We start from the raw sequence: 20922 nt of genomic DNA on the forward strand, positions 1-20922 counted from the left end.
GTTGCGGCAAATGTGGTCGACGCTGCCCATCTGTCATCAGAAGTACCGTTCTCGCACCAGGATGGTGTCGCCGGGCCGGATCACCGTGTTGGAATCGGCAACGACACGGACGATCTGTCCGTTCTTGTCGGTGCGCTTGATGTAGAAGGAATTCTCGCGTGCGCGGTAGGTGTAGCCGCCGGCGAGGGCGACCGCATTGAACACGCTGATGCCGGAGACGTAGGGATAGCTGCCGGGGTTGCGGATCTCGCCGATGATGTAGAATGGCCGCTTGCTGGCCACCTCGACGCTGACGCTGGCGCCGCGGATGTAGTCGGGATCGAGCTTCGACTTGATGGTCCGCTCCAGCTCGCCGGGCGTCATGCCGGCGGCCCTGATCTGGCCGGCCAGGGGGAAAGACAGCATGCCGGCGTTGTCGAGCGAGTAGTCGCCGGTCAGATGATTCTGCCCGTAGACGATGATGCGCATCTTGTCGCCCGGGTTCAGCCGATAGCTGCCCGAAGCGTCGCCGCCCGCGCCCGCGATGCCCGGACCGCCGGCGTATTGCAGGGCATCACCGTCGTCCGCCGCGATGATGGGCGTGTTGTCCGTGTCGCACGCGGCCAGCGCGATCGCGCCGATCAGAAGACCACGACGCGACATCGAGAAGGCGTTCACGACCTTGTATGTCATCTCACCACCTGTAGCGCTAAGTGACGGTCGCTCGCCCGAATGGGGCACAGCTCCCTTGAAGCGGATTCTTACCAACGGGCGGCGCGCACTCGGTGTGACCAAACCGGGGCATCGGCGGATGCTTCAGGCGCGGCCGTACTGGTCCTCGACCCGCACGATGTCGTCCTCGCCCAGGTACGGGCCGGACTGCACCTCGATCAGCTGGAGCGGCAACTTTCCGGGGTTCTCCAGGCGGTGCTCGGTGCCTATCGGGATGTAGACCGACTCGTTCTCGCGCACGAGCATGCGCTCCTGCCCGCGCTGCACCAATGCCGTGCCCTGGACGACGACCCAGTGCTCGGCGCGATGGTAGTGCTTCTGCAGGCTGAGCTTCGCGCCGGGCTTCACCATGATGCGCTTCACCTGGTAGCGCAGCCCGGCGTCGACCGTGCGGTAGTAGCCCCAGGGCCGATAGGTGGTGACGTGCGTGACGGGCTCGGACCGGTTGCGCTGCCGCATGGCCTCGACGAGTTCCGACAGCTCGCCGGCCGTGTCTGCGTCGGCCACCAGCACAGCATCGTCGGTGGCGACGATCACGACATTCTCGACGCCGATCGCGGCCACCAGCCTGCCATCGGTGCGGATGTAGGAATCGCGCACCAACCTGGTCACGACATCGCCGCGCAGCACGTTGCCGTCGCCGTCGGGTTGGCTGATCTCGCGCAGCGACTGCCACGAACCGACGTCGCTCCATGACATGTCGACCGGCACGACGGCGGCGCGATCGGTGCGCTCCATCACCGCGCGGTCGACGGCGATCGCGGGCGCTTCGGCGAATGCCGCATTGTCGAGCCTGAAGAAGTCGAGATCCTGCCGACCGGCGCGGACTGCCTTCTCGCAGGCCTCGAGCATCGCCGGGTTCAGCCGCGCCAGATCCTCGATGAAGGCGCGGGCCCCCAGCAGGAATATGCCGCTGTTCCAGTAGAACACGCCGCTGTCGACGAAGCGCTGCGCGGTCGGCCGGTCCGGCTTCTCGACGAAGCGTTCGACCGCGAGCACCTCGGGCGAGCCGTTCGCCGCGTCGCCGCCCTGGATGTAGCCGTAGCCGGTGTCGGGCCGCGTCGGCTTGATGCCGAAGGTGACCAGCATGCCGTTCTGCGCCGCGCCGAGGCCGCGCCGGATGGCGTCGTGGAACCGCGGCAGTGAGGCGATGACGTGGTCCGAGGGCTGCACCAGCATGAGCGCGTCGGGATCGCGGTCGAGCAGCCACAGCGCGGCGGCGGTGATGGCGGGGCCGGTGTTGCGCGCCAGCGGCTCGAGCAGGATGGCCTGCGGCTTGACGCCGACCTGCTTGAGCTGCTCGTCGATGAGGAAGCGGTGCTCCTCGTTGCAGATCACCAGCGGGCCGGTGAACCCGACATCGTCGAAATTGCGCAGCGCCGTCTCCTGCAGCAGGGTGCGGTCGGAGACCAAGCTCAGCAGCTGCTTGGGATACGATGCCCGCGACAGGGGCCACAGCCGCGTGCCGGAACCGCCGGACAGGATGACGGGATGGATCTGCGCCGAGCCCGGCTCCCGGAACCGCGCGAGGTTGGCGATGGTGTCCATGACTCGTGCGCTCCGTCGTTGCAGTGCTGCGACTGAAGCTAGGAGCGCGAGTCAGGGTCCTCCAGTGTTCAAACTGTGTTCGCCCGGCGACCGACTTTCAGCCGCCGTTGCGCGGCAAGGTCACCGTCACGGACAGGCCGCCGCCGAGACGATTCGCCGCCGTCACCCTGCCGCCCAGCGCCTCGACGTTGCGCCGCACGATCCACAGGCCGAGACCTCCATGGCCGGTGTCCGGCATGGTCCCCTCGCCGGGCGGGCGCGGACGCAGCGAGAAATAGCGCTCGAAGATGCGGTCCAGCTTGCGCGGGTCGATGCCGGGACCCTCGTCGTCGATCTGCAGCTCGATCGTCTCGTCGTTCTGCGTGAGCGTCACGACGATGGTGCCGCCGGGCGGCGTGAAGCTGATGGCGTTCTCGAGGATGTTCTGCAGCACGATCTCCAGGACGCCCTCGGCGGCTCGAACCATCACGCGCGGCTCGAGCCGGCGAATCAGGCGCACGTCGCGGCTGGCCATCAACTCCCGGAAATGCAGCACCGACACGCCGATGATCTCGGTGAGGTTCACGGTCGAGCGCGGCGCCTCGATCAGGTCGGCGGCGTTGTTGTCGAGGTGCTGCGCCGCCATCACCAATGCCGTCAGGCGATCGACCGACGCGTCGACGATCTCCAGCGCGCGCTGCGCGCGCTGGTCGGTGGGCGGCATCGCCCGGCGCACCGGCTCGAGCGAGGCCCGGATGGTGGCGAGCGGCGACTTGAAGGAGTGCGCATTGTCCTCGGCCGACTGGCGGATGTCGCGCGCCACGCGGTGCACATCCTCGACCAGGCGGTCGAAGTCGCGCGCCACGCTGCCGAGCTCGGGCACGATGTTGCGCTTGGCGAAGGCGTCCTCGCCGATGCGGCCCTGGCGCACCTCGTGCGCCACCTCGCGGAACTGGCGCAGGCTGCGGCGGATGCTGAAGGCGGTCAGCACCGCCAGCAGCAGGAGCACAGCGCAGATGATGGCGGCGACGCGCACCGGCCGGGTCTCCCAGTAGGGCTGGCCGATCGACGTGCGCAGGAACTCCGCGGTGCTGTGCGTCGACACCAGCACCCAGCAGCCGCGCTCGGTGCGCACCGGCACGATGGAGGTCAGCAGCTCGATCGTTCCGTCGGGCTGCCTGTAGCGGATCTCGCCGGGCAGATCCGCGACGCAGGCATCCGACAGCCGCGGGAGGATGCCGCGGTGGTTGAGCTCGTCGAGATCGGACTGCAGCTGCGCGGCGTGGATCGCCGGCGCGGCGGCGACGAAGAGGAAGCCGCCGCCACCGTCGTCCTCACGCGCCGGCTGGAACAGCAGCTTCAGGGCCATCCCGTCGGTCGCGTGCCTCAGCAGCTCGTCCGCCAGGTTCGGGTCGCCGGCGGGCATTCGCGCGAGCATCGGCGTGATCGCCTGGGCGATCAGCCGGCTACGGTCCTTCACCGAGCGGGTGACGAGATCGCGCATGTGCCGGTCGGCCGCCTCGAACTGGCCGTAGAGGATCACCGGCAGCACCGCGCAGATCACCGTCAGTCCCGCGAGCTTCAGCGTCAGCGACGCGCTGAGGCGGCGCGCCGAGGCGCGCCACCCCGGCCATGCCCCCTTCGCCTCAGGCGGCGTGCTGGGCCGGCGGACGGCCCCAGCGGTAACCGAACGACGGGAAATTCTCGATCTCGGCAAAATCGGGATCGATGGCGCGGAACTTGTTGCGGATCCGCTTGATGGAGGATCGGACGTTTGTTCGATAGCCATCCTCGCCGCTCCCCGCGATGAAGCCTTCGTAGTGCATGCAATCGTAGACGGCGCGATACGTCACGTGCTCGCCGACATTGGAGGCGAGCAGGCGCACGATGTTGAACTCGGTCAGGGTCAGGTTGACATCGAACTCGTCCCAGTAGGCGCGGCTGACGTGCGGCTTCAGCATCAGGCGGCCGCAATGCAGGATCTCGCCGGTCTCCATGACCGCCGGGCGCTTCGCCGAGTCGACGATCAGCCGCAGACGCTTGGCGAGGATCGGCACGCCGCGCGTCTTGTCGACAAAGTCGATCGCGCCGCGGTCGAACGCCATGTTTTCGTGCGCCGGCGAGGCGCGCCCGGTCAGGAACACGACGGGCACGACGATCCCCTTGCGCCGGAGCTTGGGCAGCAGGTCGATGCCGGACAGCGCCGGCAGGCTCCAGTCGAGCACGATGACGTCGGCGCTGGCGCCGGTGGCGAGGTGATCGAGCATCGCCGCGCCATCGGCGAAGCTGTCGACGACGAAGCCATGCTCGGCGAGCTCCGCGACGACGACCTCGCGATAGTGGTCGTCGTCGTCGACGAAGATCAGCCGGGTTGGTCCGACCTGGTCGGCGACGCTACCGAAGCCGGGCGCGAGACTGGAGCTGTCCGAGACAGAGTCGCTTTCCTTGATCTGTGTTGTCATCGCTCCTGACCTCATAGGCAAGGGTTGTGAACTTTCTCGTCTGGACATCGGGATAGAGGGAAACGTCCAGGGCGCACTGCCCGTTCCGGTAGCGCCACGTTTTTCCCGGCGCGCGATCCTCCTCGCTTGTGGGCGCGCCGAACCGCGCGCGGATATCGCCCTCGCTCTGGCCAACCAGGCTGAGGGGCGGTGACACGGTCTCCTCCTTGGCGGGAGCCGAGAGCTCCTTCGGGCTTGTCGTGGCCTTCGGATCGCCAACGTCGGCCACGTTGCGCCGCGGCGCGGGGGAAGCCGCGGGCGTCGGCGAGCGTGCCGGCCGGGACGAGGCGAATGGCGACTGGGCCGTCAGTCGGCCGAAATCGCGTCGCATGTCGCGGGAGAACTCCTCGCACCCCGAGAGCAGCAGCCCTGCAACACCGATGAAATGCGTGAGCCGCCTCGTGCGTATCATTGCCGTTCCTGCTGTGTGAGGCGCGGGACTCGGAATCGACTCCATGCAACCGACATGCCCGGGCGTCAGTCGGCGATGACGCTCGAGATTGGGCAACGGGTCCCGCGGTGCCGTAACGCCGGCAAACTGATCCTTGATTCTTGGCAAGTTTGGGGCGACAGGCCCGCCTCGACCGAAGAGTCGCAGGCTCCCATGTCACAGAATGAACACCGACGGCGGATGGTCATCGGGCCTCGCGGTGGGGTCTTGCCGGTTCAAGGATGTCCACAGCCCGATGAATGCGCCGCGCTGCCCGCCGGCCCGGAACGCATGCAGGCTGTGTATGGTGTCGCATCGCATGTGCCAGGCGGGAAGGAGAACCAGCAATGCAACGAAACCAACGCCGCGCAGTTCCGTCGGCGAAGGAATCCGCCGCTCGCGAGCCGGATAAAGGGCTACTTTGCACGGGGCCGGCATCGTAGGGTGGGGGTGTCGATGCGCGGCGAAGGGTAGGTGGAAGTGGCGGGACACGTCATGGTGAGGGCGGGAATCGCTGTGCCGGTGATCCAAGTCCGGCCTTGGGCGCCATTTCGTTCGAAGGCGAGGTAGGCTTTGCCCGCTACCGCCTCCAACGCTTCGTCCGAGCCGGCGCCGGTGAGCGTCAGCCCGTACACCGCGACCTATCTCGACGAGGCGGCGGAGATCGTCCGCCGGCTGGATCGCGCCCAGATCGACTCCATGGTGCGCATTATCGCCGGCGTGCGCGCCGGCGGCGGGCGGCTGTTCTTCCTCGGGGTCGGCGGCAGCGCCGGCAATTGCTCGCATGCGGTCAACGACTTCCGCAAGATCGCCGGCGTCGAGGCCTATGCACCGACCGACAATGTCTCGGAGCTGACGGCGCGCATCAACGACGACGGCTGGGACACGGTCTTCGCCAACTGGCTGCTGGGCAGCCGCCTGGGCGCCAAGGACGCCGTGTTCATCTTCTCGGTGGGCGGCGGCAACCTGGAGAAGAATGTCAGCCCCAACCTGGTGCGTGCGCTGGAACTCGCACGGAAGGTGGGTGCCCGGATCATCGGGGTCGTCGGCCGCGACGGCGGCTACACGGCCAAGGTCGCCGACGCCTGCGTGATCGTGCCGGTGATCAATCCGGGGACGATCACGCCGCATACCGAGGCGTTCCACGCCGTGGTGTGGCACCTGATCGTCACCCACCCCGAGCTGAAGGCCAACGAGATGAAGTGGGAATCGACCCGGTGAGCAGGAAAGCCTTCAGGATCAAGATCTTCATGGACGGCGCCGACATCGAGCCGATGAAGGCGGCCCACAGGGCGGGCACGGTGAAAGGCTTCACGACCAATCCCACCCTGATGCGCAAATCGGGCATCACCGACTACGCCGCCTTCGCCAGGGCGGCGATCGCCGCGATCCCGGATCTGCCGATCTCCTTCGAGGTCTTTTCCGACGACTTCGCCGCCATGGAAGCCGAGGCGCGCGTGATCGCGTCCTGGGGCGGCGACACCTTCATCAAGATCCCGATCACCAATACGAAAGGCGAGTCGGCCGTGCCGCTGATCGCCAAGCTGTCGGCCGAGGGCTTTTCGCTCAACGTCACGGCAATGATGACGCTCGCCCAGGTCGAGGCCGTGGCCGCGGCGGTGAGCCCGGGCAGCCGCACGATCGTGTCGGTGTTCGCCGGGCGTATCGCCGATGCCGGTGTCGATCCGGTGCCCGTGATGCGTCAGGCCAAGGCGGCGCTGGCCGGTCTGCCCAAGGCCGAGCTGCTGTGGGCCAGCCCGCGCGAGTTGCTGAACCTGGTGCAGGCCGACGAGATCGGCTGCGACTCATCACCATCACGTCGGACATCCTCGCCAAGGTGGCGACGATCGGCAAGGACCTCGACCAGTTCTCGCTGGAGACGGTCAAGATGTTCCACAACGATGCCAGGGCGGCGGGCTTCAAGCTGATCTGATGGCCGGGTCGTCGAGGTTGCGCAGGAAGTCGCGGCCGATGCGTGATGCGGCGCCATAGCTGTAGTGGCCCTTCGCGAACAGCGAGCGGAACCGGTCCTGGCGCGCCTCGTCGTCGGCGGTGTACACGGCGGCGCCCCCTAGCCGTTCAAGCATCTCCGTGGTCAGGGCGAGAATCTCGGCCGGCGTGTTGTTGACGATCTCCAGCCCTTCCTCCTCGTACTGCTCGCTGAAGCGATAGTTGCCGGCCGGCGATCGCAGCAGCGATCCGACGGACAGGAACGCGCCGTCGCGCTTCAGCCGCTTGGGGATGGCGAGGTCGTCGATGCCGATGCCGTAGACGCCCGACAGTGGCGCCTGGTTGGCGAGGGCGCAGGGCTTGCCGAAGGTCGCCGCCAGGATGTAGAGGCCCGACGAGTTGCCGAGCATGAAGCGGCATTCGGCGGCGAGGAACACATCCATCCCGGCGCTCTTGTGCGGCGAGAGCGCGTAGTCGATCACGCCGGAAATCGGCGGCGATAGCGGTCGCATCGTCGGATCGCCGACGCGAATGCACCAGCCGCCGGCCGCGACGATCGCCTGCATCGCCGGCACGTAGTCGTGAATGTCGCTATTGCGGTAGCTGTGCAGATGCTCATCGTGCGGCGAGTAGCCGCCTTCACGCGAATGCACGCAGACGAACCAGGCACCCTCGGGCACACCCATCTTCGCCAGGAGGGCGCGCCCTGCCTGCCGCTGGGGCGGCGGCAGCTTGAGCAGCGGATCGCGCCTGCCCCAGTTCCGGTGGGTCGTGTAGCAGGTGGCGGTGTCGTTGATGGCGACGGCGTAGGCGATCAGGAAGCGGTCGAGAAAGGGGTACTGCTGCAGCGGCCGCAGGAAGCGCATGAGCCGCGGGCTGCGCACCACGATATAGTGCTGGCGCCACAATTCGAGCAGGCAGGGATTGGCGATCTTGTCCGGATCCGCCAGCAGGACGGTGATCTCCCGCCGGCGAGCGAGCATCTTGTCCTTGGCGTAGCAATCGGGCTCCAGAGCCAGATGACCGATCCGTTCGGGGTGAGTCAGGCGGATGAAGCGGATGCGCAACAGCCAGACCAGGCGGGCCAGCACATTGTAGGCGATCCGCCTGTAGTAGATTTTCGGCACCCTAGCTCTCGGCGAGGTGGACGGGGTACACCGACACACGTAAACCGGGGAACGGGTTCAAGTCCACCTATGAGCGCACGCTTGATCGGTTACGCCGGCCTGACCCATCTCGGCTTGTGCTCTGCCGTCGGCGCGGCGACGAAGGGCCACAATGTTGTGGGCTATTCTGAGGACCGCGAGCTGGTCGCTCGGATCGAGGCCGGCCGGCTGCCTGTCGTCGAGCCTGGACTGGATGCCGCCTTCGCGGCCAACCGCGCACGGCTTTCCTTCAGCAGCGATCCTCGGATGCTTGCGGATTGCGAAGTCGTCTATGTCGCGCTCGACGTGCCCACCGACGATGCCGGCGGCAGCGACCTCGCGTCGATCAACGCGTCGCTGTCGGGCATTGTGCCCGCTATCGGGCCGCAGGCCACCCTGGTCATTCTCAGCCAGGTTCCTCCCGGCTTCACGCGTCAGGTCGCCTTCGACGCGGACCGCCTCTACTACCAGGTCGAGACGCTGGTCTTCGGACGCGCACTGGAGCGCGCGACCTTGCCGGAACGCTTCATCGTCGGTTGCGCCGATCCGGCGGCGCCATTGCCGCCGGCCTATCGCCGCTTCCTCGAAAGCTTCGGCTGTCCGATCCTGCCGATGCGCTACGAGAGCGCCGAGCTGGCCAAGATCGCGATCAATTGCTTTCTGGTCGCGAGCGTCTCGACGACGAACACGCTGGCAGAGCTTTGTGAGCGGATCTCGGCCGACTGGTCGGAAATCGCGCCGGCCTTGAGACTCGACGCGCGCATCGGGCCGTCGGCCTATATCACGCCGGGGTTGGGCATCGCCGGCGGCAACCTGGAGCGCGACCTCGCGACGGTGATGCGGCTGGGCGATCGCGAAGGCACCGCCACCGGCGTGATCGCCGCCTATGTCGAGAACAGCCGCCACATGAAGGACTGGGCCTATCAGGTGCTGAAGCGAGTGGTGCTCGACACGGTGAAGCGACCGCGGCTGGGCGTGCTGGGCCTCGCCTACAAGCAGGACACGCACTCGACCAGGAACAGTGCGGCGATCGGCCTTATCGGGCGGCTGCGCGATGTCGAGATCAGGGTCCATGATCCGGTCGTGCCTGGCACCGCGGCACCCGGCGCGACGGCCGTCGATGCGGCGGAAGCCGTCGCCGATGGCGCTGACGCCGTCGTGCTGATGACGCCCTGGGCTGCCTACCGCGCGCTCGACCCGGCCGCGTTGGCCAAACGCATGCGCGGTCGAGTGGTCATTGACCCATACCGTCTGCTCGATGCCGAGAAGGTTGCGGCAAGCGGCCTGGCACTTTATTCGATCGGCCGACCGCCGATCCTGCCGGGAAGGGACTGACCATTCTCACGCACACGCGTTCGCCCGCCGCTTCGCCGTCGCGAACGGTTGTGATCGGCGCCGCGGGCTTCGTCGGCCGCGCGGTGGCCGACAATCTCGCCTCGGTCGGGAACGATGTCCTGCGACTTTCGCGCGCCCGGGTCGATCTTGATGCCGACAGCGCGGCGGGCCAGCTGGTCGAGCGGCTTCAGCCCGCGGATTGCGTCGTGATCGCCGCGGTGAAAGTGCCGTGCCGGACATCGGACATGGTGGTCCACAACCTTGCGATGATGGCCCGGATCGCCAATGCCTTGAAGGCGCGTCCGGTCGATCACGTCGTGTATGTCAGCTCCGACGCGGTCTATGCCGACAGCGATGCGCCGCTGACCGAAGACTCGTTCAAGGGGCCGGATAATCTCTACGGCATCATGCAGCTCACGCGCGAGATCATGCTGCGCGAGGCGGTGCCGCCGTCCGCGCTGACTTTCGTGCGCCCGACCATGATCTACGGCGCCGCCGATCCGCATGGTGGCTACGGCCCCAACCAGTATTTTCGTCTTGCGCGGGCGGGCAAGGACATTGTGCTGTTCGGCGAAGGCGAGGAGCGGCGCGATCACGTCTTCATCGGCGATGTCGCAGACGTCATCACGCGCATCGTGCGGCAACGCTCGATCGGCGCCATCAACGTCGCGTCAGGCGCCGTGCATTCATTCCGGTCGATCGCCGAGCAGGTCGCCGCGCTGCATGGCGACAAGATCCGCGTGACGGGCACGAAGCGCACGGGACCGATGCCGCATGGCGGCTTTCGACCCTTCGATATCGGCGCCATCGGCGCGGCGTTCCCCGACCTGCGGATGACCCAACTGCCGCAGGGCGTCGAACGCCTGCATCGCGACCTCGACGGCTAGAGATGGCGAAGCTCGATCTGCTGGGCAGGCTGCCTACGACCCGGCGCAACGTCGCGGCGCGCGCGACGGCGAAGTCGCCCGAGCTGGTCGCGCGTGCGATGGAGTTCGGCTTCGACTATTTCGACGGCTCGCGCGACTGCGGCTATGGCGGTTACCGGTACGATGGACGCTGGGTGCCCGTGGCACAGGATATCGTGGCGCATTACGGGTTGCGCGCCGGTCAGCGCGTGCTCGATGTCGGCTGCGCCAAAGGTTTCCTGGTCAAGGACATGATGGGCGCCTGCCCGGGTCTCGATGTCCGGGGTCTGGACATCTCCCACTACGCGCTCAGCCATGCCGAGCCCGAGGCACAGGACCGGCTGGTTCGCGGCTCGTGCGATCAGTTGCCATTCGCCGATGCCAGCTTCGATCTCGTCATCGGACTTGATGTCATCCACAATCTCGACCGTGCCGGCGTCGTGCGTTCGCTCAAGGAGTTCGAGCGGGTCGGGCGGGGGCGCAGCTATATTCGCGTCGACAGCTACCATACCCCCGAACAGCGTGCGGCTTTCGTCGACTGGGTGCTGACGGCGCGTTTCCACGACTATCCACAGGGCTGGGAGGCGGTCTTCGCCGAGGCCGGCTTTCGCGGCGATTGGACATGGACGGTCATTGCCGCCTAGAAGGGCGGCGGTGATCGGGCGGGAGGATGCGCGCTTTGGGCAAGAAATGGGTCATCCTGGGGGGCGGCGGCTCCTTCGGCATCCACAGCGCCTTCTGGCTGCTGGACAACGCCGATCCCAAGAAGGTCATCGGCGTCGGGCGCAATCCGTTGCGCCCCGGTGCGTTCTCGCTGGGCATCGAGGAGCGCAAAGGCTTCGAGTACCACGCGCGCCATGTCACCCATGAGCTCGACCTGCTGCTCGAGCTGCTCGACAGGGAGAAGCCGGAGATCATCGTCAACTTTGCCGCGCAGGGCGAGGGTGCGGTGAGCTGGAAGAACTCCTGGCGCTTCTTCGAGACCAACAGCATGGCCCTGGCACGGCTCTGCGAGGAGCTGATGAAGCGCGACTGGCTGGAGCGCTTCATCCATATCGGCACGTCGGAGATGTACGGCTCGGTCGACAAACCGGCCGACGAGGAGACGCCGATCAAGCCGTCCTCGCCCTATGCCGCCTCGAAGGTCGCCTTCGACATGTACCTGGTGTCGGTATTCCGGTTTCTCAAGTTCCCGATGAACGTGATCCGGCCGTCGAACGCCTATTGCCCTGGCCAGCTGCTGCATCGCGTGGTGCCGAAGACCGTGGTGATGGGACTGAAGGGCGAGAAGCTGCCGCTGCATGGCGGCGGCAAGGCGGAGAAGTCGTACATCCACGCGCGCGACCTCGGCCGCGCCATCCAGCTGGTCGCCGAGAAGGCGCCGCTGGGCGTGATCTACAACGCGGGGCCGAAGGATCCGACCTCGATCCGCGAGGTCGTCGAGCGCACCGCCAAGGCGCTGGGCATCCCGTTCGAGAAGCTGGCCGAGGTCACCGAGGATCGGCTCGGTCAGGACAGCCGCTACTGGCTCGACAGCACGCGCATCAAGACCGATACCGGCTGGGAGCCGCAGATCGGCTGGGATGAGGGCTTGGGCGAGATGGTGGCCTGGGGCCGCAAGTATTTCGACCAGCTCAGGGACTGGCCCACCGACTACGTGATGCGCGCCTGATGCCCGACAACACCCGCCTCGAACTCTTTCGGCAGATGCTGCGCATCCGGCTGATCGAGGAGCGCATCGGCGATCTATACGCCGAGCAGGAAATGCGCTGCCCGACTCATCTGTCGATCGGCCAGGAGGCGCCGCCGGTCGGCGTGTCCGCCCATCTGCGTCGCGACGACCTCGTCTTCAGCGGCCACCGCAGCCACGCCCACTATCTGGGCAAGGGCGGCGACCTGAAAGCCATGCTGGCGGAGCTCTACGGCCGTGAAACGGGCTGCGCCGCCGGCAAGGGCGGCAGCCAGCACCTGATCGATCTCGACTGCGGGTTCATGGGCTCCGCACCGATCCTCGCCAGCACCATCTCAGTAGGCGTCGGCGCCGCCTGGGCGGCGCGGCTCGACGGACGCGATCAGGTGGTCGTGGTCTATGTCGGAGACGGCGGCACCGAGGAGGGCACCTTCCATGAGGCGGCGAACTTCGCCGGCACGCACAAGCTGGCCGTCGTGTTCGTGTGCGAGAACAATCTCTACTCGGTGCACTCCGCGCTCGATGTGCGGCAGCCTGAGCGGCCGATCCACGCACTGGCGCCGGCGCACGGGCTGCACGCGCTGCACGGCGACGGCAACGATGTCGACGCCGTTCACGACCTGGGCGGCCAGGCGGTCGCGCGCGCGCGGCGTGGCGAGGGGCCGAGCCTGATCGAGTTCGCGACCTATCGCTGGCGCGAGCATTGCGGTCCCAACGAGGATCTGGATCTGAAGTACCGCAGCGTCGAGGAGTTCAGGGCCTGGCAGGCGCGTGATCCGGTGCGCGTCTATCGCGACAGGCTCAACGCCGCGGGCGAATTGACCGCGGAGGCCGACAAGGCGATGTCCGCGGCGATTGCCGCCGAGCTCGACGAGGCCGTCGCCTTCGCCAAGACGAGCCCGTTTCCCGCGCCGGACGCGCTGGCGCGCTTCGTGTACCCCTCGTGAGCCAGGCACCGATGACGCGTCAGTTGCGCTATTTCGAGGCACTTCGCGAGGCGCACGCCCAATTGCTGGCGGACGACCCCCGGCACTGCGTCCTGGGCCTCGGCGTGCCCGGGCCGACCGGCGTGTTCGGTACAACCAAAGGGCTACAGGACGAGTTCGGCAAGGACCGCGTCTTCGACATGCCGGCATCGGAGAACGCGATGACCGGTATCGCGATGGGCCTGGCGCTGATGGGCCGCCGCCCGATCATCGTGCACATGCGCGTCGACTTTGCGGTGCTCTCCATGGAGCCGTTGGTGAACCAAGCGGCGAAGTGGCACTACATGTACGGCGGCAAGCTCAAGGCGCCGCTCACCGTGCGCATGATCATCGGCCGCGGCTGGGGCCAGGGGCCGCAGCATTCGCAATCGCTGCAGGCCTGGTTCGCGCACGTGCCCGGGCTGAAGGTCGTGATGCCGACCACGCCGCACGACGCCAAGGGCATGCTGATCGCCGCCGCGCGCGACGATGCGCCGGTGATCGTGCTGGAGCACCGCTGGCTCTACAACGTCGCCGGGCCGGTGCCCGACGCGCCCTACGAGGTCGCGCTCGACAAGGCCGCGATCATGCGCGGGGGACGCGACATCACGCTCGCCGGCACCTCGTACATGACGCTGGAAAGCCTGAAGGCGGCCGATCTGCTGGCCCAGGTCGGCGTCGATGCCGAGGTCGTCGACCTGCGTTCGATCGCGCCCATCGACACGGCGACGCTGTGCGACTCGGTTGGCCGCACCGGCCGGCTCATCGTGTCGGATACGGGGCACGAGTTCTTCGGCGTCGGCGCCGAGGTGATCGCCGCCGTGACGGAGAGATCCTTCGGCGCGCTGAAGTCGGCGCCGCTGCGCATCGGCCTGCCGCACATCCCGACGCCGACGACGCCGGCGCTGGCCGACCTGTACTACCCGCTGGCACGCGACATCGCCGCAGCGGCGCTCAAGAGCCTGGACTCGAGCCGCGAGTTGCCGCCGGACGATAGCGATCCGCGCAAGTGGAAGGACGTGCCGGACCCCTCATTCAAGGGGCCGTACTGACGTCCTTGAGGTGCGAGCAAACCGCCAGCAGGTAGTGCGCCATCGGGTAGTAGCCGGTGTGCACGACCTCGTCGTTCATCGAGAAGACGAAGACGGTGTGGAAGTATCGCTCCATCACCCGTTTGAGGTCGTCGCCGCTCTTGCAGTTGACATGGCCAGCCTTGCTCTGCGGTGAGGCATAGGCCTGCGACTCCAGCGACGGCATGCCGAGGATGGCGATGCCGGCCGGCCCGAGAGAGGCGCAGAAGTTCCCCAGGAACGCGGCTTCGTCCTTCGGCTCGACATGCTCCAGCACGTCGAGCGCATAGGCCGCGTCGAATGTGCCGGGCACCGGACCCTGCAGCATGTCGTGCACGAAGGCGGTGAGCGGCCAGTGCGGATCGGCCCGTTCGTGCACGTCGGCAATGAACACCGGATCGAAGTCGACGGCCGTCAACTTGCCCACGGCCTGCTGCACAATGCGGGTGGCGAAGGCGTCGGCGCAGCCCACCTCGAGCACGTTCTGGCGGCCCGCCAGCAGCTTGGCGACGAACTTGTAGCGCGCCAGCGTGAAGAGCGTGCGCTTGGGATCCTGGCTCCAGGATTCGTTGGCCATCAGCCCGAAGCGTGCGACGCCGTGGGTCTCCTTGACCTTGAACAGCAAGTCGTACTGCGGCTCTTTGGTCTTCGGCGGCTGGTCGCTCAATCAGGCCTCCATCGACCGCAGCGTGGCGCTGATCCAGACATCGTTCTTCAGATTGCCGGGGCCGCCGCTGCGGCACAGTGCCTTGAAGTGCGCGTACTCGGCCGCCCAGGTCGGATCGTCCTGCACCAGCGTCACGGATTCCTCCGGCGGCCGGCCGGCCGGCAGCACGCGGCGGCGATGACGAAAAGTCGAGGGGCCCCATTTGCACAGGCTCTCGATATGGGCGCTGCCGTGTTCGGCCAGCACGTCGCAGGTGAAGTGGTTGCGCCAGCTCAGCATCGTCATCTCGAGCTGGATGGCGATGCTGCCGGCGCTGCTCAGCACGACATGGTCGGGGCTGCGGTTCTCGAAGCGGTTGGCCACGGTCAGCGAGAACGGCGCCTCGGGTGCGCCGAGCCAGAAATGGATGGTGTCGAGCAGGTGCGAGCCGAGATCGGCCAGCACGCCGCTGCCGGTGTCGCGCCAGGCCGAATCGCGCACCAGCCGCGCCGTGCCGTTGCCGTAGAACAGGCGTACCGAATAGAGGCGGCCCAGCGCGCCGCTGTCGACCAGCGCCTTCATGCGCACGAAATGCGGTTCGAAGCGATGGTTGTACGCAGTGTAGCAGACCGCGCCGGTGGCCGCGGCGGCGTCGATCACGCGTTCGATCGCAGCGCCGTCGCCGAGCACGGGCTTCTCGACCAGGAGGTGCTTGCCGCGTCGCGCGAGGTCGAACATCAGCGCCAGCTTCGGCCCGTCGGGAACGCAGAGCAGCGCCGCGTCGTAGGAGTCCGGCGGCACGTCGGCCAGGCTGCGATAGTCGGCGGGCTGCACCGGGTCGACCGTCGCCACGACGTCGGAGCCGGCGGCGGCCCGCCGCTTGGCACCCTGCACGCCCATGCCGACGACGACGACACGCATGATCGCCTCAGATCTCCGCGCGGCTTTCCAGCGCCGCGAGCCTGGCCAGCACCGCGTCGGGCGTGACCGGGATGTTGCCGTCGTACTCGCACTCGATGGCGGCGGCGACCGAGCCGAGGATCGAAGCGATCACCGAATTGCCGCTGACCTTCAGCGCCAGGGTGGCGTAGGCGAGCAGCGCGTCGCCGGTGCCGACGGCGTCGGCGACCACGTCGACGAAGCTGTCGAGCACGAAGAACTGCGCGCGTTCGCTGGGCACCTCGACCTCGCCACGGAAGGTCATCAGCCCACGCGCGCCCAGCTTCAGCATCAGCACCTTGCATCCGGCCTCGCGGTAGAGCCTGGAGCCCAGCGGACGCACCACCGAATCCTGGTCGGCCAGCGCGAAGCGCGCCTCCTTCTCGTTGGGTGTGATCAGGTCGAAATCCTTGAAGTCGAGAATGTTGCCCCAGCGGCTGGCGACCTGGCTGTCGCCGACGCGGAAGACGCCGGCGGGGATGGCCTCGATCAGCGCCGGGACAGTGCCGCGGTTGAAGATGCCATGGCGGAAATCGCTGAACACGATGGCGTCGGTGTTCAAGCCGCGGACCTGCTCGGCCATGCGCGCGAGCACGCGGTCGGAGATCGAGCGGTTGTCGAGCGTATCGACCTTCAGCAGGCGATAGCCGTCGGCGACGAAGGCGTTCTTGTTGGTCGTCGGCCGCGTGCGATCGACGATGGCCTTGACCGTGACGCCCGCCCGCTCGAGGTCCTCGAGCACGAAGTCCTTCAGTGGATCGTCGCCCAGCACGGTGGTGAAGGCGACCTCCGCGCCGGCAGCGCGCAGGTGCTTGGCGACGATGCCGGCGCCGCCGACGAAGTCCGTCTTGCCGGCGTAGCGCACCGAGAAGGTCGGCGTCTTGGCGTTGGCGCCGATCAGCTCGGTGTGGGTCAGCGTATCGACGATGGTGTCGCCCACGACATGGACCTTTGTGCCGACGGCATCCGCCAGGGTCCGGCGCAGATCGGCGAAGCCGACGCTCTCCGCGCGCATCAGAAGCGCCAGCTTCTCGACCGAAAGGTCGGGCAGCTTGCTCTCGATGATCGCCGAGGAGGAGAACACCACGTCGCCCGGCGTGAAGATGATCTCGCCGCCGTAGCTCTCGACGCTGTCCTTCTCCTCCTGCGTCCTGGGCGGCAAGGGGCCCGAGCCGTACTCGTAGCCCTTGACGAAGAAATCGGGCTGGATCAGGCGGATGTTCTCAATCGGCGTGGCGTTGCGGTCGATCACCACGTGGTCGACCATCTCCAGCGCGGCGAGGTTCATGGCGCGCAGTCCCTCGGGCACGTGCGGCCGGTAATTGGCCTTCAGGATGTGCTCGTCGCAGGTCACGCTGACCACCAGCACGTCGCCCTTCTCGCGCGCGTAGAGCAGGTGGCGGATATGGCCGGGATGCACGATGTCGAACGTGCCATGGCACATCACCACGCGCTTCTTGCGCGGGAACGCGCCCACGACCTTCGCCAGCTCCTGGGCGGTGCGGATCTTGCGGTTGAATGCGCCTTCCAGCAGCGTCTTCATGTCTTCGCCATGTAGCGGTGCCACGATTGCGTGGCGGCTTCGATCGAGGCCGGATCCCACAGCGGCGCCTCGCGCCAGTACTCGATCTCGGCGAGGATGCGCGACACGCCGTCCTCGAAGCTGACCTTCGGCGCCCAGCCGAGCTCCTGGCTGATGCGCGAGATGTCGGCCCAGGTGCAGTCGGGCTCGCCGGGGCGCTTGGGGATGTGCACCGTCCCGCCGCCCAGCAGCTCGACCAGGCGGTTCACCGATTGCGGCCTGCCGGCGCCGAGGTTCCAGTAGCGGCCGGCGAATTCCGACTCGGCGGCGGCCACGAAGGCCGCGGCGACGTCGGTGACGTAGAGGAAGTCGCGCCGCTGCGTGCCGTCGCCCACCACGGTGAACGGCCTGCCGGCCAGCTTCTGCTTGAGAAAGACGCCGAATACCGCGCCGTAGGCGCCCGAGGTGCGCGAGCGCGTGCCATAGGCGTTGAAGATGCGGATGGCGTTGAACGGCAGGCCGTAGACCTTGTGCCAGTGGAAGCCGGCCTGCTCGCCCATCCACTTCGACAGCGCGTAGGGATACTTGGCGTCGATCGGATGATCCTCGCGCGTCGGCACGGCGGCCAGGCCGTAGCACGACGACGAGGCGGCGTAGACGAACTTCGCCACGCCGGCGTGCCGCGCCGCCTCGAGCACGCGCACCGTGCCCTGGACGTTGACGTCCATGTACTCGGCCGGCGCCTCGATCGAGGGCACGATGTCGCCGATGCCGGCGAAATGCAGCACATAGCGCGCGCCCGCGAACAGCGCGTCGTCGGGCGCCACGCCGCGGATGTCGCGGACCTCGACGACGACGTCGGGACTGGCCGCGTGCTGCTCGAGGTTGCGCTCGCGCCCGCCGTAGAGGTTGTCGATCACGTGCACCCGGAAACCGCGCGCGACCAAGAGGTCGACGGCGTGGCTGCCGATGAAGCCGGCGCCGCCGGTGACGACCGCGAGCGGCCTGGCCGCGCTCACGCGGCGTTCCGCTGCTTGATGGTGCGCACGTTGATGTAGCCGGGATCGTCCATGCTGCCGGGCAGCTTGCCGGCGGCGAAGGCGCGGCAGAGGTCGCGCACCGCGTCCTCGATGTTGCGCCTGGGCGTGAAGCCCAGCACCCGCCCGACCTTGTCGGAGTTGATGTGGTAGGAGCGGTTGTCGTTGGTCTCGGTGCGCTCGATGGCGATCGGCGCGCGTTCTGGCATCTCCTGCTCGACCACCTTCTTCACCATCAGGGCGATGTCCATCACCGTGTGGTTCTCGTAGCCGATGTTGAAGGTCTCGCCGGCGATCCTGTCGGCCGGCGCGCGCAGCATCACCAGATAGGCGTCGACCATGTCCTCGATGTGCAGGTTGGGCCGCTTCTGCGCGCCGCCGAACACGGTGATCTTGCCGCGGTTGACCGCGTGGTTGGTCAGGATGTTCACCGTCAGATCCAGCCGGCAGCGCGGGCTGTAGCCGCACAGCGTCGCCGGCCGGATGGTGACGCAGGTGAAGCCCGGCCCCTGGTGCTTCCACAGCAGCGGCTCGCACAGGCCCTTGTACTTGTTGTAGAGCGTCAGCGGCACCAGCGGATGGTCTTCGGTGACCTCCGGTGCGTCCGACACGCCGTAGACCGAACTCGACGAGGCGTAGATGAAGCGCTTCACGCCGGCCTGCTTCGACGCCAGCACCAGCGGCTCGAAGCAATCGTAGTTGATGCTGGTCGACAGCTTCTCGTCGAGCTCGAAGCTCGGGTCGTTGGAGATGCAGGCCATGTGGATGACCGTGTCGCAGCCGGAAACCGCCGTCTCGAAGGTCGTGGCGTCGCGGATGTCGGCGTCGAAGGTCGTGAGGTGCGGCTGGGCCGCGATCCTGTTGCCGAACAGCATGGAATCGTAGAGCACGACCTCGTAGCCCTCGGCGATCAGGCGCGGCACGAGGACATGGCCGACATAGCCCGCACCGCCGGTGACGAGGACGCGTTCACGCTTGGCTTCGCTCATGGATTCTTTCCACACGGTGTCGAAGAGGAGTCTAGCAACTGGGCGACGGCGTCGGCGAGGTCCGTCGCCACCAGGTCGGGGGTGTGGCGCAGCGATTCGGCATAGCCGCGATCGATGAAGATAGTGCGGCATCCGGCGTTGCGGCCGGCGCCGATGTCGCGCCAACGGTCTCCGATCATCACGCTCGCCGCCAGGTCGATCTTCCAGTCCCGCGCCGCGTCCAGCAGCATGCCGGGATTGGGCTTGTAGCAGGGACACTCGTCGACGCAAGTGCAGACCCGGATATCGTCCACCGGCACGGCCTCGCGCAGCCGCGCATGCATGGCCTCGAGCGTCTCGCGCCCCAGCAGGCCCTCGCCGACATCCTTCTGGTTGGTTGCGACAATCACAAGGAAGCCGGCATCCCTCAGCCGGCGCACCGCGGCCGACGCCTCGGGCAGGACGACGAAATCCTCGAGCCTGCGCGGCGCGTAGGGACGTCCGTCGCGGACGATCGCCTGGTTCAGCACCCCATCGCGGTCGAGGAAGGCGGCACGGGCCATGGCGAAAGCCTGTACCGTGGCCGCCGCGACGAGTCCATGATCCGGGCCAGATCGGGAGAGAGGAACCCATGGCGAAACTGGGATATCTGCTGCCGACCCGCGAGCGGGTCATGGAGGGCCAGGACGAGACCGGCTCGCTGCTGGTCCTGGCCGAGCGGGCCGAGCGGCTGGGCTTCGACTCGCTGTGGGTCGGCGACTCGCTGCTGGCGCGGCCCCGCCACGACCCGTTGACACTGCTGGCCGCCGTCGCAGCGCGCACGCGCAAGCCCGAGCTGGGCACCGCCGTGCTGCTGCCGGCCCTGCGCAATCCGGTCGTGCTGGCGCAGCAGGTCGCCACCCTCGATCGTATCGCCGAGGGCCGGCTGATCCTGGGCATCGGCATCGCCAGCGACGTACCCAACATTCGCGCCGAGTTCGTGGCCGCCGGCGTGCCGTTCGAAAAGCGTGTCGGGCGCATGGTCGAGGGCATCGCGCTGGCCAAGGCCCTGTGGAGCGGCAAGCCGGTCACCTGGGAAGGCCGCTGGTCGATGAAGGACAGCGTGCTGGGGCCGACGCCGCACCGGCCCGGCGGTCCGCCGATCTGGCTGCCCGGCTCGGTCGCCGCTGCGCGGCAGCGCTGCGGGCGGCTCTACGACGGCTGGTTCCCCAACGGCCCGGAACCGCACGAATACGGCCCCCAATGGGCCGAGGTGAAGGACGCCGCCAGGGCGGCCGGCCGCGACCCGGCGAGCCTCGCCGCCGCGATCTACGTCACCCTGGCGGTCGACGATGACGCCGCGCGCGCCAACGCGCGAATGGACGCCTACCTGGAGCAGTACTACGGCATGGCGGCGGCGATCATGCGCAAGCGCCAGAGCTGCTTCGCCGGTTCGGCCGCCGGTGCCGCCGCCTGGCTGAAGGGCTTCGCCGATGCCGGTGCCACGCATCTCGTGGTGCGCTTCGCCGGCGACCATGAACGGCATCTCGACATCGTCACCGCTCTGCGCCAATCCCTGAAGTGGTAGGAGTTCGACGCATG

Annotated in this window: 19 protein-coding genes and 1 pseudogene; 9 read left to right on the forward strand and 11 right to left on the reverse strand. The window is 67.6% G+C overall.

Annotated elements, in window-relative coordinates; translation table 11 throughout:
- Positions 1–36 precede the first annotated feature (36 nt).
- The 4 genes from KF889_27265 to KF889_27280 form a co-directional block, all read right to left on the reverse strand.
- A complete protein-coding gene (locus tag KF889_27265) occupies positions 37–672 on the reverse strand; it encodes a polysaccharide export protein (GenBank protein ID MBX3503160.1) in 636 nt (211 codons plus the stop codon).
- A gap of 123 nt (positions 673–795) precedes the next feature.
- On the reverse strand, positions 796–2259 hold the full coding sequence (locus KF889_27270) for a mannose-1-phosphate guanylyltransferase/mannose-6-phosphate isomerase (protein ID MBX3503161.1): 1464 nt from the start codon (positions 2257–2259) through the stop codon (positions 796–798).
- Between the two features lie 97 nt (positions 2260–2356).
- The gene (locus KF889_27275; protein ID MBX3503162.1) at positions 2357–3802 is read right to left on the reverse strand and encodes a sensor histidine kinase; all 1446 of its coding nucleotides are present in this window, start codon (positions 3800–3802) and stop codon (positions 2357–2359) included.
- An 82-nt stretch (positions 3803–3884) separates the two neighbouring features.
- Positions 3885–4700 (reverse strand): response regulator transcription factor, encoded by an 816-nt coding sequence (locus KF889_27280; GenBank protein MBX3503163.1) that lies wholly within the window; start codon positions 4698–4700, stop codon positions 3885–3887.
- 1084 nt (positions 4701–5784) lie between these two features.
- On the opposite strand from KF889_27280, the gene KF889_27285 reads away from it, so the two are divergent.
- A complete protein-coding gene (locus KF889_27285; GenBank protein MBX3503164.1) occupies positions 5785–6390 on the forward strand; it encodes an SIS domain-containing protein in 606 nt (201 codons plus the stop codon).
- Positions 6391–6419: 29 nt separating this feature from the next.
- Positions 6420–7102: pseudogene (locus tag KF889_27290) on the forward strand (transaldolase).
- Here the strand turns inward: KF889_27290 and KF889_27295 are convergent.
- Positions 7089–8246: a TIGR04372 family glycosyltransferase gene (locus tag KF889_27295; protein ID MBX3503165.1), complete on the reverse strand. Its 1158-nt coding sequence runs from the start codon at positions 8244–8246 to the stop codon at positions 7089–7091. The pseudogene KF889_27290 and the gene KF889_27295 overlap by 14 nt on opposite strands.
- A gap of 69 nt (positions 8247–8315) precedes the next feature.
- On the opposite strand from KF889_27295, the gene KF889_27300 reads away from it, so the two are divergent.
- From KF889_27300 to KF889_27325, 6 genes are read left to right on the forward strand one after another with little or no spacing between them, the layout of a single operon-like run.
- The gene (locus KF889_27300; protein ID MBX3503166.1) at positions 8316–9599 is read left to right on the forward strand and encodes a UDP-glucose/GDP-mannose dehydrogenase family protein; all 1284 of its coding nucleotides are present in this window, start codon (positions 8316–8318) and stop codon (positions 9597–9599) included.
- A 2-nt stretch (positions 9600–9601) separates the two neighbouring features.
- Positions 9602–10486 (forward strand): NAD-dependent epimerase/dehydratase family protein, encoded by an 885-nt coding sequence (locus KF889_27305; GenBank protein ID MBX3503167.1) that lies wholly within the window; start codon positions 9602–9604, stop codon positions 10484–10486.
- Positions 10487–10488: 2 nt separating this feature from the next.
- A complete protein-coding gene (locus KF889_27310) occupies positions 10489–11148 on the forward strand; it encodes a class I SAM-dependent methyltransferase (GenBank protein MBX3503168.1) in 660 nt (219 codons plus the stop codon).
- Positions 11149–11183: 35 nt separating this feature from the next.
- Entirely contained in the window at positions 11184–12176 is a 993-nt protein-coding gene (locus tag KF889_27315; GenBank protein MBX3503169.1) for a GDP-mannose 4,6-dehydratase, read from the forward strand.
- Positions 12173–13141 (forward strand): thiamine pyrophosphate-dependent dehydrogenase E1 component subunit alpha, encoded by a 969-nt coding sequence (locus tag KF889_27320; GenBank protein ID MBX3503170.1) that lies wholly within the window; start codon positions 12173–12175, stop codon positions 13139–13141. Before KF889_27315 ends, KF889_27320 begins: the two co-directional genes overlap by 4 nt.
- 11 nt (positions 13142–13152) lie before the next feature.
- Positions 13153–14211 carry an alpha-ketoacid dehydrogenase subunit beta gene (locus KF889_27325; GenBank protein ID MBX3503171.1) on the forward strand — a complete coding sequence of 353 codons (1059 nt, stop codon included), beginning with the start codon at positions 13153–13155 and terminating at the stop codon, positions 14209–14211.
- Here the strand turns inward: KF889_27325 and KF889_27330 are convergent.
- The 6 genes from KF889_27330 to KF889_27355 form a co-directional block, all read right to left on the reverse strand.
- Positions 14195–14806 (reverse strand): class I SAM-dependent methyltransferase, encoded by a 612-nt coding sequence (locus KF889_27330; GenBank protein MBX3503172.1) that lies wholly within the window; start codon positions 14804–14806, stop codon positions 14195–14197. The two genes, KF889_27325 and KF889_27330, sit on opposite strands and share 17 nt — an antisense overlap.
- Before the next feature lie 90 nt (positions 14807–14896).
- On the reverse strand, positions 14897–15796 hold the full coding sequence (locus KF889_27335) for a Gfo/Idh/MocA family oxidoreductase (GenBank protein MBX3503173.1): 900 nt from the start codon (positions 15794–15796) through the stop codon (positions 14897–14899).
- 7 nt (positions 15797–15803) lie between these two features.
- Positions 15804–17357: an adenylyltransferase/cytidyltransferase family protein gene (locus tag KF889_27340; protein MBX3503174.1), complete on the reverse strand. Its 1554-nt coding sequence runs from the start codon at positions 17355–17357 to the stop codon at positions 15804–15806.
- Complete coding sequence (locus tag KF889_27345) at positions 17354–18355, reverse strand: GDP-mannose 4,6-dehydratase (GenBank protein MBX3503175.1); 1002 nt, start codon at positions 18353–18355, stop codon at positions 17354–17356. The genes KF889_27340 and KF889_27345 overlap by 4 nt, the downstream gene beginning before the upstream one ends.
- Positions 18352–19362 carry an SDR family oxidoreductase gene (locus KF889_27350; GenBank protein MBX3503176.1) on the reverse strand — a complete coding sequence of 337 codons (1011 nt, stop codon included), beginning with the start codon at positions 19360–19362 and terminating at the stop codon, positions 18352–18354. The genes KF889_27345 and KF889_27350 overlap by 4 nt, the downstream gene beginning before the upstream one ends.
- Positions 19359–19904 carry an HAD family hydrolase gene (locus KF889_27355; protein MBX3503177.1) on the reverse strand — a complete coding sequence of 182 codons (546 nt, stop codon included), beginning with the start codon at positions 19902–19904 and terminating at the stop codon, positions 19359–19361. Before KF889_27355 ends, KF889_27350 begins: the two co-directional genes overlap by 4 nt.
- Before the next feature lie 68 nt (positions 19905–19972).
- Between KF889_27355 and KF889_27360 the strand changes: the two genes are divergently transcribed.
- Positions 19973–20908, forward strand: coding sequence for an LLM class flavin-dependent oxidoreductase (locus KF889_27360; GenBank protein ID MBX3503178.1), 936 nt, complete (start codon positions 19973–19975; stop codon positions 20906–20908).
- Positions 20909–20922: the final 14 nt, after the last annotated feature.

This window comes from Alphaproteobacteria bacterium (genome assembly GCA_019635875.1).
In the GTDB taxonomy this organism is placed as follows: domain Bacteria; phylum Pseudomonadota; class Alphaproteobacteria; order Reyranellales; family Reyranellaceae; genus JAFAZJ01.

What these genes read in the sequence shown, in the direction of transcription:
- KF889_27265 (MBX3503160.1), bottom strand. Translation starts at nt 672, where the DNA reads ATGACATACAAGGTCGTGAACGCCTTCTCGATGTCGCGTCGTGGTCTT.
- KF889_27270 (MBX3503161.1), bottom strand. Translation starts at nt 2,259, where the DNA reads ATGGACACCATCGCCAACCTCGCGCGGTTCCGGGAGCCGGGCTCGGCG.
- KF889_27280 (MBX3503163.1), bottom strand. Translation starts at nt 4,700, where the DNA reads ATGACAACACAGATCAAGGAAAGCGACTCTGTCTCGGACAGCTCCAGT.
- KF889_27300 (MBX3503166.1), top strand. Translation starts at nt 8,316, where the DNA reads ATGAGCGCACGCTTGATCGGTTACGCCGGCCTGACCCATCTCGGCTTG.
- KF889_27310 (MBX3503168.1), top strand. Translation starts at nt 10,489, where the DNA reads ATGGCGAAGCTCGATCTGCTGGGCAGGCTGCCTACGACCCGGCGCAAC.
- KF889_27325 (MBX3503171.1), top strand. Translation starts at nt 13,153, where the DNA reads ATGACGCGTCAGTTGCGCTATTTCGAGGCACTTCGCGAGGCGCACGCC.
- KF889_27330 (MBX3503172.1), bottom strand. Translation starts at nt 14,806, where the DNA reads ATGGCCAACGAATCCTGGAGCCAGGATCCCAAGCGCACGCTCTTCACG.
- KF889_27335 (MBX3503173.1), bottom strand. Translation starts at nt 15,796, where the DNA reads ATGCGTGTCGTCGTCGTCGGCATGGGCGTGCAGGGTGCCAAGCGGCGG.
- KF889_27340 (MBX3503174.1), bottom strand. Translation starts at nt 17,357, where the DNA reads ATGAAGACGCTGCTGGAAGGCGCATTCAACCGCAAGATCCGCACCGCC.
- KF889_27350 (MBX3503176.1), bottom strand. Translation starts at nt 19,362, where the DNA reads ATGAGCGAAGCCAAGCGTGAACGCGTCCTCGTCACCGGCGGTGCGGGC.
- KF889_27355 (MBX3503177.1), bottom strand. Translation starts at nt 19,904, where the DNA reads ATGGCCCGTGCCGCCTTCCTCGACCGCGATGGGGTGCTGAACCAGGCG.
- KF889_27360 (MBX3503178.1), top strand. Translation starts at nt 19,973, where the DNA reads ATGGCGAAACTGGGATATCTGCTGCCGACCCGCGAGCGGGTCATGGAG.